The organism is Rhodococcus sp. IEGM 1330 (genome assembly GCF_033142445.1).
In the GTDB taxonomy this organism is placed as follows: Bacteria; Actinomycetota; Actinomycetes; order Mycobacteriales; family Mycobacteriaceae; genus Rhodococcoides.
Genome location: NZ_JAWLSB010000004.1, coordinates 314208 through 329512, shown reverse-complemented (window position 1 = coordinate 329512; position 15305 = coordinate 314208). Strand labels below are relative to the sequence as shown.

Sequence of the window (15305 nt, the reverse complement as noted above, 5' to 3'; positions counted from 1 at the left end):
CCGGAGTTCGGCCGATCAGCTTCGGTCGCGAGTCTGGTACAGCGAGGGGTCGATGCCCAGTGTCTTCAGGTACGCCCCCGGTTCGATGCTCGAACCGTTGTTGCGTACCTCGAAATGCAGATGCGGTCCGGTCGAATTTCCGGTGCTGCCGACTGCGCCGAGTACGTCGCCCGGTGCCACCTCGTCGCCGACCGCGACGGCGATGCTGGACTGGTGGCCGTAGTAGGTCTCGGTGTTGCCACTCTTGACCCGGACGAGCTTGCCGTAGCCATCGCCTGCGTCCCCGGCCTGAACGACGGTTCCGCCGGTCACCGCGTTGATGGGGGTTCCGCTGTCCGCAGCGAAGTCGATGCCCTGGTGGTACTGCGCGCCGTTACCGGTCGGGTTGTTGCGTCCGCCGTAGCCCGAACTGATGCGGTACTTGCCTGCGTCGATGGGGAGCACTGCCCCGCCGAGCCCCACGGTAGGGGCAGCGGTCGGGAGTTCGATCTCGGGTACATCCACGGCGGCTGGGGCGTCCGGTGAGTCCGGTGCAGTGAGTACGTCGCTGTCGAGAACGATCGCCGCGACCTGGTTGATGAGGACGCCGGTGGCGTCCAGAACAGCAGCGAGAATCGCGGCCCGTTGCTGCGCGTCGGGCTGCGGTATCGGGATCTGGGGGAGTTCGATCGTGGGTTGAGCGGTGGCCACCGCCGGGCTGAGCAAGCCAGTTGTGCCGATGCACAGTGCTGCCGACAAGATCGAACCCGCTATGACTCTGTGCATTCTGCGACCCACGAAAAGCCTCCTCGTCTTTGCCCACGTGCACCCGTCGGATGGGTGCACGCTGGACGTAAGAACATATTGGTGACACTTCGGGGCGCGCTGAACTCACGTAGCAGAAAACACATGAATCACACTGGTACTTTTCTTCCCCAAAAGTGCCATTAGTAACCGTACGTCACATTAACCCCACAGGAAACCTGAAAGTTGAATTACAACAACGTAATTCGAGGTCAGAGATGGTGCGTCGTCCCCCTGGAGGGCTCGAGGGACGACCTCGGGGGTGCGCGAGCGGACGCACGAAAAAGGCCGGCCTCGCGAGGAGACCGGCCTTGTTCGTATGGGGTGAGCGACGGGACTCGAACCCGCGACATCCAGGATCACAACCTGGTGCTCTACCAGCTGAACTACGCCCACCATTGCACGCGTCCGCAGAACCTTTTCGGGCTCTGCATCAGCAGCGTCGACAATACTAGCGGGTTGAATCCCGGGTTGCTAATCCGCCCCTACTTGCGTGTCGAGATCCTGAACGACTGCCGCGATCTCGCTGGTCGAGGGCCCCGGCTGCGCTACGAAGGCCGTGCGGCGGTAGTACTGCAGCTCTTTGATCGACTCCTTGATGTCCGCGAGAGCCCGGTGGGCAAGGCCCTTGGGAGGCTGTCCGTAGTAGATCCGTGGGTACCACCGTCGGGAAAGTTCCTTGATCGAGCTGACGTCGATCATGCGGTAGTGGAGGTAGGTGTCGAGCGCGGTCATGTCGCGAGAGATGAATCCACGATCGGTCCCGATGGAGTTTCCCGCGAGCGGAACAGTTCCGGCCACCGGGACGTGCTCCTTGATGTACGCCAGTACGCGCTGCTCGGCTTCCTCCAGCGTCACCGTCGATGCGCGCACTTCGTCGGTCAAGCCCGACTTGGCGTGCATGTCGGTGACGACGGCAGGCATGTTCGCCAACGCGTCGTCATCGGCGTGGATGACGATGTCGACACCCTCCCCGAGGATGTTGAGCTCACTGTCCGTCACCAGCGCCGCAATTTCTATCAGCTTGTCCTTGCTCAGGTCCAAGCCGGTCATTTCACAGTCGATCCACACGAGTTTGTCCTGCACGTGCACCACACTAGTGCGAGCTGCGATGCCACTAGGGTTTGCGGTGGCGATCGAGCCAGTTCAGCATCAGCACACGTTCATGGAGGACGCGGACATGACAGTCGACCCGACGCAGCCGGCAGCACCGAGTCCCGCCGAGAAGGCGAAGGCTGCCAAAGCCGCCGCCGTCGCAGCGGCACGGGTCGCTGCCGACGCACTGGCCGCGGCCGACGCCGCCGAAGCCGAGGCGCTGGCTGCGGAACAGGGGCAGCCGCAGGCATCGACCGGCAAAGCCTCCGAGATCGCCGCCGGATATACTTCGGTGGGTGCCGCGTTGGAATTGGGAACCGTGGTGCTGGACGGCGTCACCGATCCGTCTGCCCGTATCCGAATTCCGTTGGCCACGTTGAACAGACACGGTCTCGTGGCCGGGGCCACCGGAACCGGAAAGACGAAGACACTGCAGGGGATTGCCGAACAGCTTTCTGCGGCAGGTGTTCCCGTGGTCATGGCCGACGTCAAAGGTGACTTGTCCGGCCTGTCGAGGCCAGGTGAGGACAACGAGAAGATTCGCAGCCGAGCCGCGGACACCGGTATTCCGGACTGGGCTCCCGCCGGCCATCCGGTGGAGTTTCTCTCCCTGGGCACCGACGGAATCGGGGTACCGGTCCGCGCCACCATCACCGCCTTCGGGCCGATTCTGCTCAGCAAAGTGTTGGGGCTGAACAACACTCAGGAATCCACCCTCGGCTTGATCTTCCACTGGGCCGATTCGCAGGGCCTCGCCCTGCTCGATCTCAAGGACCTGCGGTCGGTGATCATGCACCTGACCAGCGATGAGGGCAAAGCCGATCTGAAAGGCATCGGCGGAGTTTCCTCGGCCACCGCAGGCGTCATTCTGCGCGCGCTGGTCAACCTCGAAGCAGACGGCGGCGACACCTTCTTCGGCGAGCCAGAGCTCGAGACCGAGGACCTGCTGCGCGTCGGGCCGGACGGCAGAGGCGTCGTCACTTTGTTCGAGCTGGGGGCGCAGGCTTCGCGGCCGGTGATGTTCTCCACCTTCCTGATGTGGGTGCTGGCAGACCTGTTCCAGACGCTGCCCGAGGTGGGCGATGTCGGCAAACCCAAGCTGGTCTTCATCTTCGACGAGGCGCACCTGCTGTTCGCCGACGCATCGAAGGCATTTCTGCAGCAGGTGGAGCAGACCGTCAAGCTCATTCGCTCGAAGGGTGTCGGTGTCTTCTTCTGCACGCAGCTGCCCACCGACGTCCCCAATGATGTTCTCTCCCAGTTGGGGGCGCGGATTCAGCATGCCCTGCGCGCGTTCACGCCAGACGATCAGAAAGCGTTGAACAAGACGGTGCGCACGTACCCCAAGACCGACGCCTACGATCTCGAGAAGGCACTGACGTCGTTGGGTACCGGTGAGGCCATCGTGACGGTGCTCTCGGAGAAGGGTGCCCCGACGCCCGTGGCCTGGACCAAGATTCGCCCGCCCCGCTCCCTGATGGACACCATCGGCAACGACGCCATCGCGGCGGCCGCGTCGTCGAGCACACTGTCCGCGAAGTACCGGGAGACGGTCGACAGGGAGTCGGCCTACGAGCGGATGAACGCTCGCGTGGCCAACGTGCCCGCTCCGGCCGAGAAATTCGACATCCCGCCCCTGCCTGCGGATTTACCCGATCTACCTCCGATCGAGCCGGAAGGCCCGTCGGCCGCCGAGCGCATCATGGGCAACCCTGCCGTCAAGAGCTTTCTACGCTCGGCCGCCTCGGCTGCCGGGCGGGAAATTTCGCGCAGTATCTTCGGAACCGGACGCCGCCGCCGGCGCTGAGATCAGTTGCCCAGCTTCTTGTAGAAGCTGCCGATGATCGGTGCGGAGATGCTGCGCGGGCTGTACTGCCCGGCCGCCGACATGCCCTTGCTGAGCAGCCCCGGTACGACGCGCATCTTGTTCTTCTCGAGGCCGTCGAGGGACAGCTTCGCGGTGTAGGCGCTGTCGATCCACAGAAAGTCGGGAACCATCTTGTCGACGATCGAGGCCTCGGCCGGGTCGGGTGTCTCGGTGCGGACCGGGCCGGGAGCGAGGAGGGTGACGTTGACACCGGTGCCCGCGAGCTCGCCGCGAAGCGATTCGGAGAACGTGTTGACGAAGGCCTTGGTCGCGGCGTACGTCGCATTGTTGGGGATGGCCATGTTGCCCGCCGCGGAACCGGTGATGAGGATGCCACCTGCCCCGCGGCCGATCATGCCGGGCATGACGGCCAACGTGAGGTCGTGTACCGCAACGGCATTGAGCTCGACCTGGTCGCGCTCGTACGCGGGATCGAGACCGGCCAACGGCCCGAACGTTGCAATACCTGCGTTGTTGCACAGGATCGAGATCTCGCGCTCGGACAGCTCGGTGACCAGTTCCTGTCGCTGCTGACGATTCGACAGATCCGACTGACGCACCTCGACGGTAACGCCGTGCTCGGCCGTGAGCTTCGCAGCCAACGCCTCGAGCAGCTCGCCGCGTCGAGCCACCACGATCAGTGAATGTCCGCGGGCGGCGAGTTCGGTGGCCAGGGCTTCACCGATTCCGGAGGAGGCTCCGGTGACGACGGCGCGGGCATCTGGGCTGGGCTTGGGCAGGCTCACGGTGAGACAGGCTAGCGGACAGATCAGATCGTGGCCGCGAGCCGGGTGCCTTGCTCGATGGCCCTCTTGGCGTCGAGCTCCGCTGCGACGTCCGCGCCGCCGATGATGTGCGTGGTGGTGCCCGCGGTCCTCAGTTCGTCGACCAGGTCGCGAACCGACTCCTGGCCCGCGCAGATCACGATGGTGTCCACCTCGAGTACGCGCGGACGTTCGTGCTTGTCGCCGAAGGAGATGTGCAGCCCCGCGTCGTCGATCTTCTCGTAGTTGACGCCCGAAAGCTGATGCACACCTTTGGCTTTCAGTGCAGCGCGATGGACCCAACCGGTCGTCTTCGCCAGCCCTGCACCGATGCGTCCCGGCTTGCGTTGCAGCAGATACACCTCACGCGGAGACGGTGCGGGCACCGGAGTCGTCAACGCCCCCGGCGCAGCCTCGGGCTCGGTGACGCCCCACTCCTGCTTCCATTCCTTCAGATCCAACGTGGGGGAGGCTTCCGTGGTGAGGAACTCGGAGATGTCGATACCGATACCGCCGGCGCCGATGACCGCGACCCGATCGCCGACGGGCTTGCCGTCGCGCACCAGTTCTGCGTACGACAGCACCGACGGGTGCTCGATGCCGGAGATACGGGGAATCCGGGGGGTGACGCCGGTGGCGAGCACCACCTCGTCGAACTCGCCTGCAATCAGTTCGGCGGCGGTGATTCGGGTGTCCAGGTGAACGGCGACGTCCTCGCTACGTAGTGCGCTGGAGAAGTACCGGATCGTTTCGGCGAACTCCTCCTTGCCGGGAATGAGTCGCGCGATTCCGAACTGCCCGCCGATTTCGCTCCTGGCCTCGAACAGGCTCACGGCATGTCCGCGTTGCGCGAGGTTCAGGGCGGCGGCCAGGCCTGCGGGTCCGGCTCCGACGACCGCGACCTTCTTGGTCTTTTTCGTCGGCAGCAGCTGTAGGTCGATCTCACGTCCGGCTCGCGGGTTGACCAGGCACGAGACTTTCTTGTGTACGAAGGCGTGGTCCAGGCAGGCCTGATTGCATGCGATGCAGGTGTTGATCTGGTCCGCCGAGTCGGCGGCGGCTTTCTCGACCCAGAACGGATCGGCCAGCATCGGCCTGGCCATCGCAATCAATTGCGCGTCGCCGCGGGCGAGAATGTTCTCGGCGATCTCGGGCATGTTGATGCGATTGGACGCGGCGACCGGGATGGCCACGTGCTTCTCGAGCTTGCCGGTGATGTCCGCGAATGCAGCTCGCGGAACCGAGGTGACGATGGTCGGCACTCGCGACTCGTGCCAGCCGATGTCGGTGTTGATGATGTTCGCACCCGCTGCTTCGACGTCCTGCGCCAGCGCGACGATGTCGTTCCAGCTCTGGCCCTGTTCCACGAGGTCGGCCATCGACAGCCGGAACACGATGAGGAAGTCCGGCCCGACCGCGGCCCGTGTCTGCCGCACGATCTCCACGGCCATCCGCCGACGGTTCTCCGCCGAACCGCCCCACTCGTCGCGTCGCTTGTTGGTGCGCTCGGAGAGGAATTGATTGATGAAGTAGCCCTCGCCGCCCATGATCTCGACGCCGTCGTACCCGGCACTCTGGGCCAGCCGGGCGCAGCGTACGTAGTTTCGGATCTGCCAGCGGACGCCCCTCGATGTGAGCCGTCGTGGCCGAAAAGGATTGATGGGAGCCTTGATCGACGACGCCGACACGCTCAGTGGCTGATAGGAATAGCGCCCGGCGTGCAGGATCTGCAGCGCGATCTTGCCACCTTCGCGGTGCACTGCCGCGGTGATCCGTCGGTGCCGACGGGCTTCGATTCGATTGGTCAGCTTGGCTCCGAACGGCAACAGCCAACCGGTGCGATTGGGGGCATAGCCCCCGGTGATGATGAGTGCGACTCCGCCGCGGGCACGCTCGGCGAAGTAGGCCGCCAGGCGGCCGGTGTCGCGGGCGCGATCTTCGAGGCCGGTGTGAATCGATCCCATGATCACGCGGTTCTTCAGCGTGGTCGCACCGACATCCAACGGCGACAACAGAATCGGATACGGGCCAGCAGTCTGCTCGGTCTTCACAGCTTCTCCAATACCTCGGTGCACCACTCGGTGAATCCTTCTTCGACGCGAATTCCGCCACGCAGCACCAGGTATTGGTGCAACGCGGTGCCGGTGAGGGCAGCGGGGGCCGGAAAATCCTGCTTCTCGATCAGTCGATAGACGTCGAGGCGGGTGGCATGTACATCGCGATGGCGGGCGACTTCGACCTTGAGAGCATCGATGTCACCGTTGGCGGCACCGCGGATCTTGACGGCGAGTTCCTCACGAAGCTGGGAGGGATCGGTCGGCGCGGCGATCCAGCGATCGAGCTCGGCGCGACCCGCAGCGCTGGCGGAGTAGACCTTCTTGTCCGGCCGGCCGTCCTGCGCGACTGCCTCGCCGGTGATCCACCCGGCCCCGTCCATCCGCGTCAGCGTCCGGTAGATCTGCTGATGCGTTGCGCTCCAGAAGAATCCGATGGACTTGTCGAAGCGGCGGGCGAGCTCGTATCCCGAGCCACTGAGCTCGGTGAGGGAAACCAGAATCGCGTGTTCCAAAGCCACACCCGAGAGTATGTATGCAACGCGGTGACTATGCAACTAGGTGCAGATCAAGTTGGGGCCGTCGCGGTCTAGTGTTGGCAACCATGGGAACCCAGCCGGAGGCCGCTGTCGTCGGAGTCGCCACAACGCGTAAGCAGGTCACCGCCTGGGGGTTCTGGGACTGGGGCTCGGCCGCATTCAACGCCGTGATTCTCACGTTCGTGTTCTCGGTGTATCTCACCGACGCGGTCGGCGACGACCTGCCCGGTTCGATCTCGGCCACCACCTGGTTCAGCTGGACGATTGCCGTGTCCAGCGTTGTCATCGCGCTCCTCGCGCCGGTCTGCGGGCAGTACTTCGACGCGCGGGGCAAACGTAAGTGGCTGCTCGGGGTGCTGACCGCGCTGACGGTCGTGGCCATGGCGGGCCTGTTCTTCGTCCGAGACGACTACCACTATCTGTGGCTGGGCCTGTTGCTGCTCGGTCTCGGATCCATCATGTTCGAGCTGGCGAGCATCCCGTACAACTCGATGCTGCGGCAGGTCTCCACTCCGGCGAACATCGGCCGAGTATCCGGGTTCGGTTGGTCCATGGGCTATTTCGGCGGAATCGTACTGCTGCTCCTGTGCTACGTCGGATTCATCGCCGGCGACGGTGACACCCGCGGTGTTCTGGGTCTGAGCACCGACGGCGGACTGAACATCCGACTCGTCGCTCTGCTCGCTGCCGTGTGGTTCGCCGTCTCGGCCATCCCGGTGTTGCTCGCCGTTCCCGAAGTGCCTCGAGCCGTCGCCGATCCGAAGGCCGCCGACGCCGGCTTCGCGGCCTCGTATCGTGTTCTCTTTCACGATGTCCGTGAGCTGTGGAGCGCAGACCGCCGCGCCGTCCACTACCTGATAGCCAGTGCGTTGTTCCGGGACGGACTGGCAGGCGTCTTCACCTTCGGAGCCGTACTCGCCGTCAGCGTCTACGGCATCGGTGCGGGCGACGTTCTGCTGTTCGGCGTCGCCGCCAACGTCATCGCCGGTCTCGGGGCCATCGTCGCCGGACGGTTCGACGACAGAATCGGGCCTAAGAAAGTCATCGTCTTCTCCCTCACCTGCATGATCGCCGCCGGGACCATTCTGCTGTTCGTCTCGGGACCGACGATGTTCTGGATCTTCGGGCTGATCCTGTGCCTGTTCGTCGGACCGGCGCAGTCGTCCGCGCGGACCTTCATGGCCCGGCTCGCTCCACCCGGGCGCGAAGGTCAGTTCTTCGGACTGTTCGCCACGACGGGTCGTGCCGCGTCGTTCCTCGCGCCGTCCCTGTTCGGTCTGTTCGTGTGGATGTTCGACGCCGACCGTGCGGGAATCGCCGGGTTGATCATCGTCCTCGCTGCCGGACTGCTTGCGCTACTGAAGGTGCGGGCTCCCGAGCGGGTCTAGACGGAGTCGATACGGGCCAGGATCTCGGCCGTCAGTTCCTCGGGCGCTTCTTCCGGGATCCAGTGCGAGATGCCGTCCAGTTCGACGAATCGGTACGGCGCATCGACGAATTCGCCGCAGCGCTCCGCTCCCGCTCGACCGATGGCGGTGTCGCCGTTGCTCCAGACGTAGGTGGTGGGCACGGTCACCGGAGGAAGGTTCGCGAACTCCCTGGTCATCGCGGCGTACCAGCTCGATGCGGCCGTCAGCGCCCCGGGGACGGTGAGATGCCGGACGTATTCGTCGTCGAGGCTGTCCGCGCCGAACATGGCCCTGAGCCGTTGTGCGCCGTTCTCGACCAGAACTCGTTCGGCCTTCTCCGGTTCTCGGAGCAGGCCGAAGTACGTGGATCGCTCCTGCTGATCCTGATCCTCGCGGATGGCCCAGTTGAAGGCCGCCGAATGCGGGACCGATGCTGCAGTGAGGGTGCGCACTCGATCGGGGTGTTCGGCTGCGAGGTGCCAGGCGACCACTGCGCCCCAGTCGTGGCCGACAAGGTGCGCCGACGGCAGCTCGAGTGCGTCGAGCAGTCCGAGGATGTCACCGGTGAGATGTTCGATGCGATAGTGCTCGACGCCGATAGGACGGGCACCGGGGGAGTATCCCCGCTGATTCGGGGCGATCACGCGACAACCTGCGTCGACCAAACCGGGAGTCACCGCGGTCCACGACGCGTTGGTCTGCGGAAAGCCGTGCAGTGCAACCACCGGGATGCCGTCCGACGGCCCCGACATCGCAACGTCGAACACGTACTCGCCGACACTCACCTCGGTCATGGACATCCCTTCGCAGTCGTCTTGTCGAACGCTCAAGCCCGTCGTGGTTCCCAACGGCTCATGCCGAGCATGATCATGCGGATCTGTTTCTCGGTGCGCTCGATCAAGTCCTTCTCGTTCTGACTACCCGGCCTGTCGATTTCCAACAGTCCGACTACGGCGGTGAGCATCGTCGAGACGAGCAGATCGGCCGTCATCTCGAGGTCGGCGACGTCCCACTGCTCTAGGCCGGGCATGCGGGACAGATCGATGGTCAGCTCGCTGACGAACAGCCGTAGCTCGGTGGCGAAGGCGCGGCGCACTTCGGTGACGCCGCCGTACCGCTCGCGACTGAGAAAACGGAACTGATCCTCGTGGGTGCGAACCTGGCGAACCAGGATGCCGAAGGACTCGGTGGCCGTCTTGGCGCTCGGGTTGCGTCGGGCATCGCGCAGCATCTGTCGCAGCATGCGCATGCTGTCCTCGACCAGGGCGACGCCGAGGTCCTCCATGGAGGCGAAGTGTCGGTAGAACGCGGTGGGGACGATGCCGGCGGATCGGGCGACCTCACGCAGGCTGACGCTGGCGAAAGAACGCTCGCGTAGCAGGTCGAGGGTGCCCTCGATCAATGCCTGACGCGTCCGCTCCTTGCGCTCGGCGCGGGTCCCCGGTTCTGTCACGGCGTCCAGTTTATGGGCGCGCATTCTGTGACCTCCCTTGTGGTTCTACCCGGACACTCGTCGACGGCCGTTTTTGCTCTGTAATGACCGTCACATAAACGTTGACAGGTACCGGTGTCGCTCTGTCACACTCATGTTAGTGCACAATCGTTCACTGAATGGGTCGTTGGTTTCGATCCGGTTAGGGAGGATGGAATGACGCTTCAAGAACGTCCGTCGCGAACGTCGGGTTCGCGCAAGTTCTCGCTTCTTTCCCTGTTCGAGGCCATGGCCACACCTCACGCGCTCGATCGGTACCTCGAACTCGTCGATCCTATGACGACGGTTCGCGACCTGCGCGGAGAAGTGACCGAGATACACCGGTCCACCGAAGACTCGCTGACGCTCACCATCCGCCCCACGCGTCAGTGGAAGGGCTTCAAGGCGGGTCAATTCGTCCAGGTCGGTGTCGTCATCGACGGTGTTCGTCAAACGCGCTGTTACTCGCCCGCCTGCTCGCAGTACCGCAAGGACGGCCGGATCGAACTGACGATCAAGGCTCATCCGGAGGGCCTGGTGTCGCAGTATCTGCACAAGAACGCGCACGTCGGCCTGGTGGTCAGCCTGTCGCAGGCGGACGGCACGTTCGAGCTTCCCGAACCACGCCCGGCAAAGACGCTGCTGATCAGCGGTGGTAGCGGCATCACGCCGGTGCTGTCGATGCTCAGGTCGCTGCTGGACGAGGGGTACAGCAGCGACCTGACCTTCCTGCACTACGCGTTCACCGAGAACGACGTCGCGTACAAGAAGGACTTGGAGGAGATCGCTGCCGAGCACGAGAACGTGAACATCGTCTTCGCGTACACCGAGCAGAAGACCGGGGGCGACCTCTACGGCTTCTTCGGCCGGGAGCACCTCGATGCAGTGGCTCCGTGGTTCGCTGACGCAGACACGTTCCTGTGCGGCCCTCCCGGACTGATGAAGGGCGTGAGGTCCTTCTTCGACGACGCAGGCCTCGGCGAGCGGTTGCACCTCGAGGAGTTCACGCCCTCGTTCGCCACCGTCGGCGACGACGTCACCGGAATCACCACCTTCTCCGGGAGCGAAGTGTCCTCGGAGAACGACGGGGAAACGCTGCTCGAGCAGGCAGAAGCTGCTGGTCTCTCGCCGGCCAACGGTTGCCGGATGGGCATCTGCTTCACCTGCACCTCGGTGAAGAAGTCCGGCTGCACCAAGAACATCAAGACCGGCGAGACCGACACCGAATCCGACAAGAAGATCCAGCTCTGCGTGTCCGTTGCCGTAGGCGACGTCGACATCGACATCTAGGTTCACCCAAGACATTTCGACACACAGACCATCTCGACCCGATCGAATTGGAGATCATCAGATGCTCGGAACGATTCTCTCGATCCTGCCCACCGCGGTCATACCGTTTCGCCGCAACGAGACTCTGCCGGACGCGCCGACCGTGCTTACCTACGAACAGGTCGAGGAGCTCGGTCGCGAGCTCGACGACCTGCGTGCCCGAACCGTCGCCAAGCTCGGCGACGAGGATCGCGAATACATCTACAAGATCATCAAGGCGCAGCGCGGCCTGGAGATCACCGGACGCGCATTGATGTACCTGCCGTTCATACCGCCGGCGTGGCTCGCCGGTGTCGGTGCCCTCGGCGTTGCGAAGATCCTCGACAACATGGAGATCGGCCACAACGTCATGCACGGGCAGTACGACTGGATGCGCGAGCCCGGTCTGAACTCCGAGGTGTTCGAATGGGATACCGTCTGCCCGGCAGACCAGTGGAAGCACTCGCACAACTACATGCACCACACCTTCACCAATATCGTCGGTATGGACCGCGACATCGGCTACGGCATCCTCCGCATGGACCAGGACCAGAAGTGGAACCCGTACTACCTGGGCAACCCGGTTTATGCGTTTCTGCTGATGACGTTCTTCGAGTGGGGCGTCATGCTGCACGACCTCGAGACCGAGAACATCGTCGCGGGCAAGCGCAAGTGGCACGACGTCAAGCCGCTGCTGCAGGGGATGTGGCGCAAGGCAGGCAAGCAGGCGCTCAAGGACTACGTGATTTTCCCGGCGCTGACCGGACCGTTCTTCGCGTCCACCGTGGTCGGGAACGTCGCCGCCAACCTGGTCCGCAACGTGTGGACCTACTCGATCATCTTCTGTGGCCACTTCCCGACCGGAGTCCAGACCTTCAGCCAGGAGGAGACCGCCGACGAGAGCCGCGGCGAGTGGTACGTGCGTCAGATGTTGGGATCGGCCAACATCGAGGGAAGCCCGCTCTTCCACATCATGTCGGGCAACCTCTCGCACCAGATCGAGCACCACCTGTTCCCGGATCTGCCCGCGCATCGCTACCCGCAGATCGCGCCCGAGGTCAAGGCGTTGTGCGAGAAGTACGACCTGCCCTACAACACCGGCGGTTTCTTCAATCAGATCGGCTCCGTGTGGGGCAAGATCTTCAAGCTCGCCCTGCCCAACTCGCTGACAGGGTCGGCAGCTCCGGCCAGTGTTATCGTCGAGCGTAAGAAGACCAGCGCAGCGTGACGACTTCGAAGGGGGCGGTCCTGTTGGTGGGAAAGTTCGAGCGCAACAAGGACACCGTGCAGGAGTTCACCGAATCTGCCGCCAATCACGTGGGCCGGATCGTGGTGATCATCACCGGAGCCGTCCGCGACGTCACCCGTGAAATCGGAGACCTGATCACCGATGGCATCGAGATGCGGGAAGCGGCGAAGAAAGCGGAGCGTGACGCCCCGCTGGGCACGGTGATCAACGGAGAGTTCGAGACCCGCGAACGGTAGAGCAGTACCCGATCGACACTGCAGCAGCAGATCCACCCAGCGCCGCCCGAGCATTGCTCGGGCGGCGCTGGCGTGTGCGCCACCCACGGTCAGCGTGCGCGTAGCCGCCACAACGACGTGGTCTCGCGCGAGCGGGCCTCGTGCAGCACATCGGAGGAGTCGGTGACTCGCGAATGCGTCGGGGTGGTATCGGTGCGGCCGACGACGGCCAGGCCCGCAGCGTCGATGGCGGTGAGAAGATCTGCGCGAGTGACCAATTCGAGCAGCTCGGCGAGGTCGGAGACCACCAACCATGCCTCACCGTCGGGTGCGAGATGCCCTCGGAGTCGGCTGAGGAAGGACTTGAGCATTCGCGACCCGGGGTCGTACACCGCATGTTCGATGCCCGACGTCGGTTTCGTGGGGATCCACGGCGGATTGCACACGATCAGTCCCGCGCGCCCGGACGGGAAGATGTCGGCCTGCACCACCTCGACGCGATCGGCATACCCGAGAGCATCGATGTTGGCTCGTGCGCACTCGACCGACCGCGGATCCTTGTCGGTCGCGACCACCGAGGTCACGCCGCGGCGAGCGAGTACTGCAGCCAGTACGCCCGAGCCGGTGCCGATGTCGAACGCGCGGTCCGCGGCAGGCAGTGGTGCGTCGGCGACGAGTTGGATGTACTCGCCGCGGACGGGGGAGAAGACTCCGTAGTGCGGGTGAATCGAGGCGTCCAGAGCCGGCACGAACACGCCCTTGCGACGCCACTCGTGCGCACCGACCATGCCGAGGAGCTCGCGCAACGAGAGCACGCAGGGTGCAGCGTCCGGGCCGAGAGCTTCGGTCACGGCCGCACGCACGTCCGGTGCCCGGCCGAGATCGAGATGGAATCCCGAATCGAGTTCCACCAGAAGCATTCCCAGTACCCGGGCCCGTCTTGCCTGATACTGACGATGCAGATGAAACTGCTCGGCGGGCGACGCATCGCGCGACCGTTTGGCGGGTGGTACCCGACGGGTCATCGCCGACAACAGTTGTCGCGCATTGTTGTAGTCACCGCGCCACAGCAGGGCCTCGCCGATCGTGGCCAGCTTGTACGCCACGTCGGCGGTCGTCGAATCGTCGACGATGCGTACCGTCCGAGGTGCGGGCGCGCCGTTCTCGGACTGCCACCGCGACGTGTGTTCGCTATCGCCCTCGATCCACGTGATCTTCACGTCCGCGCTGGTGTTCATGCCGCAGTGTGCGGGTACTCCGCACTGCGGTGTTGGAACGCAAGGATATTGGGGTTCACGATGACGCCGTCCCTGATCTCGATCGACCGCTCGATGGTGGCATCCTCGCTCCATGCGGAAGGGCCGTCGAGCACGATCCGCAGGTAGGGCAACAACGATTCGCTGATTTCCCAGGTTGCCGAATTCCACAGGTAGGACGGGCTGTGGTCCACGGCGTAGTACCGCACGTTGTCGCCGACGGTGAACATGGGATCGGCGAACGACGTGGGCTTTGCCCACTCGAAGCCCATGCCTTCATCGCAGGAGACGTCCACCACGAGGGTCCCCGGTGCGAGAGTGGGGAGATCCTGGTTGGACAAGAATGTCAGTGGCGAATTGGTGTCCTGCAGAACACAATTGACTATGACGTCGTGGTCGGCGAGGAACTGTGACAGTGGTACCCGACCCTCGGGAGTGAGAGCTCGACTCTGCTGGGGATCGGCGTCGTCGAGGTCGAAATTGACGATGTTGGCCGAATGGATGGGTGATCCCACTGCCGTGACACCGCGCTGTGTCAGGACGTCGACATCGTGGACACCGTGCGCGCTCAGTGCCGTCACGGCACCGCGAGCCGTGGCACCGAAGCCGATGACCGCAGCGCGTAATCTACGGCCGTAATCGCCGGTGGAACCGATCAGCTGCAACGCATGCAGCACCGAGCAGTAGCCGGCCAATTCGTTGTTCTTGTGGAACACATGGAGATTGAACCAGCCGTCCTGCGTCCAGTGATTCATGGCTTCGAAGGCGATCAGTGTCAGCTTGCGATCGACGGCGATCTGGGTGAGTTTCTGGTCCTGCACGCAGTGCGGCCAACCCCATAGCGTCTGGCCCGGTCGCAATTCGGACAGGTCCTCCGCTTGCGGCTTCGGCAGCAGAATCACATCGCACTCGGCAATGAGCTCGGCGCGAGTGCGGATACCCGCAACCTGAGTGGCCAGGTGCTCGTCCGAAATTCCGAACGGCTCGCCGTAGCCGGATTCGACGAACATACGGGCGCGGATGTCGGCATCTATTCGATCGAAATGCAGTGGGTGAATCGGTAGTCGTCGCTCATCGGGCTTGCGCGAACGTGAGAGGACTCCGAGAGTGAGCTGATGCACGTGTAACCCTTCGTTACTGCCAAGTCAATCACAGTGAGCCGAAGTCTCAGGCGTTCGTGCTGGTCAGATGGTGCCCCCGGCAGGATTCGAATAAGCCGTGTCCTAATTCTGTCGTGGCTGGTCAGATGCCTGATTGTGGCGCTGACCTGCTGTCTGTATCGTCCACTCTGGCAG

At 63.9% G+C, this 15305-nt stretch carries 14 protein-coding genes and 1 tRNA gene; 5 read left to right on the top strand and 10 right to left on the bottom strand.

Translation table 11 applies throughout. From position 1 onward, the window contains the following. Nucleotides 1-15: 15 nt before the first annotated feature. The 3 genes from R4P57_RS12395 to orn all read right to left on the bottom strand — a co-directional run bounded on the left by R4P57_RS12395 (nt 16) and on the right by orn (nt 1869). Nucleotides 16-777 carry a M23 family metallopeptidase gene (locus R4P57_RS12395; RefSeq protein ID WP_317803131.1) on the bottom strand — a complete coding sequence of 254 codons (762 nt, stop codon included), beginning with the start codon at nt 775-777 and terminating at the stop codon, nt 16-18. A 326-nt stretch (nt 778-1103) separates the two neighbouring features. Further along, nucleotides 1104-1179, bottom strand: a tRNA-His gene (locus R4P57_RS12390). A 78-nt stretch (nt 1180-1257) separates the two neighbouring features. Further along, nucleotides 1258-1869: an oligoribonuclease gene (gene orn / locus R4P57_RS12385; protein WP_317803130.1), complete on the bottom strand. Its 612-nt coding sequence runs from the start codon at nt 1867-1869 to the stop codon at nt 1258-1260. A 94-nt stretch (nt 1870-1963) separates the two neighbouring features. On the opposite strand from orn, the gene R4P57_RS12380 reads away from it, so the two are divergent. After that, the gene (locus R4P57_RS12380; RefSeq protein ID WP_317803129.1) at nt 1964-3685 is read left to right on the top strand and encodes a helicase HerA-like domain-containing protein; all 1722 of its coding nucleotides are present in this window, start codon (nt 1964-1966) and stop codon (nt 3683-3685) included. Between the two features lie 2 nt (nt 3686-3687). Here R4P57_RS12380 and cmrA read toward each other — a convergent pair whose 3' ends face one another. The 3 genes from cmrA to R4P57_RS12365 are packed head-to-tail and all read right to left on the bottom strand — an operon-like array spanning nt 3688 to nt 7084. Next, on the bottom strand, nt 3688-4491 hold the full coding sequence (gene cmrA / locus R4P57_RS12375; protein ID WP_317803128.1) for a mycolate reductase: 804 nt from the start codon (nt 4489-4491) through the stop codon (nt 3688-3690). A gap of 23 nt (nt 4492-4514) precedes the next feature. Then, nucleotides 4515-6560 carry an NADPH-dependent 2,4-dienoyl-CoA reductase gene (locus tag R4P57_RS12370; RefSeq protein ID WP_317803127.1) on the bottom strand — a complete coding sequence of 682 codons (2046 nt, stop codon included), beginning with the start codon at nt 6558-6560 and terminating at the stop codon, nt 4515-4517. Next, nucleotides 6557-7084 carry a PadR family transcriptional regulator gene (locus R4P57_RS12365; RefSeq protein ID WP_317803126.1) on the bottom strand — a complete coding sequence of 176 codons (528 nt, stop codon included), beginning with the start codon at nt 7082-7084 and terminating at the stop codon, nt 6557-6559. The genes R4P57_RS12370 and R4P57_RS12365 overlap by 4 nt, the downstream gene beginning before the upstream one ends. A gap of 83 nt (nt 7085-7167) precedes the next feature. Between R4P57_RS12365 and R4P57_RS12360 the strand changes: the two genes are divergently transcribed. Next, nucleotides 7168-8490, top strand: a complete 1323-nt coding sequence (locus tag R4P57_RS12360; protein ID WP_317803125.1) for an MFS transporter — start codon at nt 7168-7170, stop codon at nt 8488-8490. Here the strand turns inward: R4P57_RS12360 and R4P57_RS12355 are convergent. Further along, a complete protein-coding gene (locus R4P57_RS12355; protein WP_317803252.1) occupies nt 8487-9311 on the bottom strand; it encodes an alpha/beta hydrolase in 825 nt (274 codons plus the stop codon). The two genes, R4P57_RS12360 and R4P57_RS12355, sit on opposite strands and share 4 nt — an antisense overlap. Nucleotides 9312-9337: 26 nt before the next feature. Beyond that, complete coding sequence (locus R4P57_RS12350; protein WP_317803124.1) at nt 9338-9988, bottom strand: TetR family transcriptional regulator; 651 nt, start codon at nt 9986-9988, stop codon at nt 9338-9340. Nucleotides 9989-10159: 171 nt separating this feature from the next. On the opposite strand from R4P57_RS12350, the gene R4P57_RS12345 reads away from it, so the two are divergent. The 3 genes from R4P57_RS12345 to R4P57_RS12335 all read left to right on the top strand — a co-directional run bounded on the left by R4P57_RS12345 (nt 10160) and on the right by R4P57_RS12335 (nt 12775). Beyond that, a complete protein-coding gene (locus R4P57_RS12345; protein ID WP_317803123.1) occupies nt 10160-11272 on the top strand; it encodes a ferredoxin reductase in 1113 nt (370 codons plus the stop codon). Nucleotides 11273-11333: 61 nt separating this feature from the next. Continuing rightward, nucleotides 11334-12518, top strand: coding sequence for an acyl-CoA desaturase (locus R4P57_RS12340; RefSeq protein WP_317803122.1), 1185 nt, complete (start codon nt 11334-11336; stop codon nt 12516-12518). Nucleotides 12519-12541: 23 nt separating this feature from the next. Further along, a complete protein-coding gene (locus tag R4P57_RS12335) occupies nt 12542-12775 on the top strand; it encodes a hypothetical protein (protein WP_317803251.1) in 234 nt (77 codons plus the stop codon). 89 nt (nt 12776-12864) lie between these two features. Here the strand turns inward: R4P57_RS12335 and R4P57_RS12330 are convergent, their stop codons facing one another. Then, nucleotides 12865-13992, bottom strand: a complete 1128-nt coding sequence (locus R4P57_RS12330; protein WP_317803121.1) for a class I SAM-dependent methyltransferase — start codon at nt 13990-13992, stop codon at nt 12865-12867. Next, nucleotides 13989-15131, bottom strand: a complete 1143-nt coding sequence (locus R4P57_RS12325) for a N(5)-(carboxyethyl)ornithine synthase (protein ID WP_317803120.1) — start codon at nt 15129-15131, stop codon at nt 13989-13991. The genes R4P57_RS12330 and R4P57_RS12325 overlap by 4 nt, the downstream gene beginning before the upstream one ends. Nucleotides 15132-15305 lie beyond the last annotated feature (174 nt).

Coding starts and splice junctions, on each gene's coding strand:
- R4P57_RS12350 (WP_317803124.1), bottom strand. CDS start 9,988: ATGCGCGCCCATAAACTGGACGCCGTGACAGAACCGGGGACCCGCGCC.
- R4P57_RS12380 (WP_317803129.1), top strand. CDS start 1,964: ATGACAGTCGACCCGACGCAGCCGGCAGCACCGAGTCCCGCCGAGAAG.
- R4P57_RS12345 (WP_317803123.1), top strand. CDS start 10,160: ATGACGCTTCAAGAACGTCCGTCGCGAACGTCGGGTTCGCGCAAGTTC.
- R4P57_RS12340 (WP_317803122.1), top strand. CDS start 11,334: ATGCTCGGAACGATTCTCTCGATCCTGCCCACCGCGGTCATACCGTTT.
- R4P57_RS12355 (WP_317803252.1), bottom strand. CDS start 9,311: ATGTCCATGACCGAGGTGAGTGTCGGCGAGTACGTGTTCGACGTTGCG.
- R4P57_RS12360 (WP_317803125.1), top strand. CDS start 7,168: ATGGGAACCCAGCCGGAGGCCGCTGTCGTCGGAGTCGCCACAACGCGT.
- R4P57_RS12330 (WP_317803121.1), bottom strand. CDS start 13,992: ATGAACACCAGCGCGGACGTGAAGATCACGTGGATCGAGGGCGATAGC.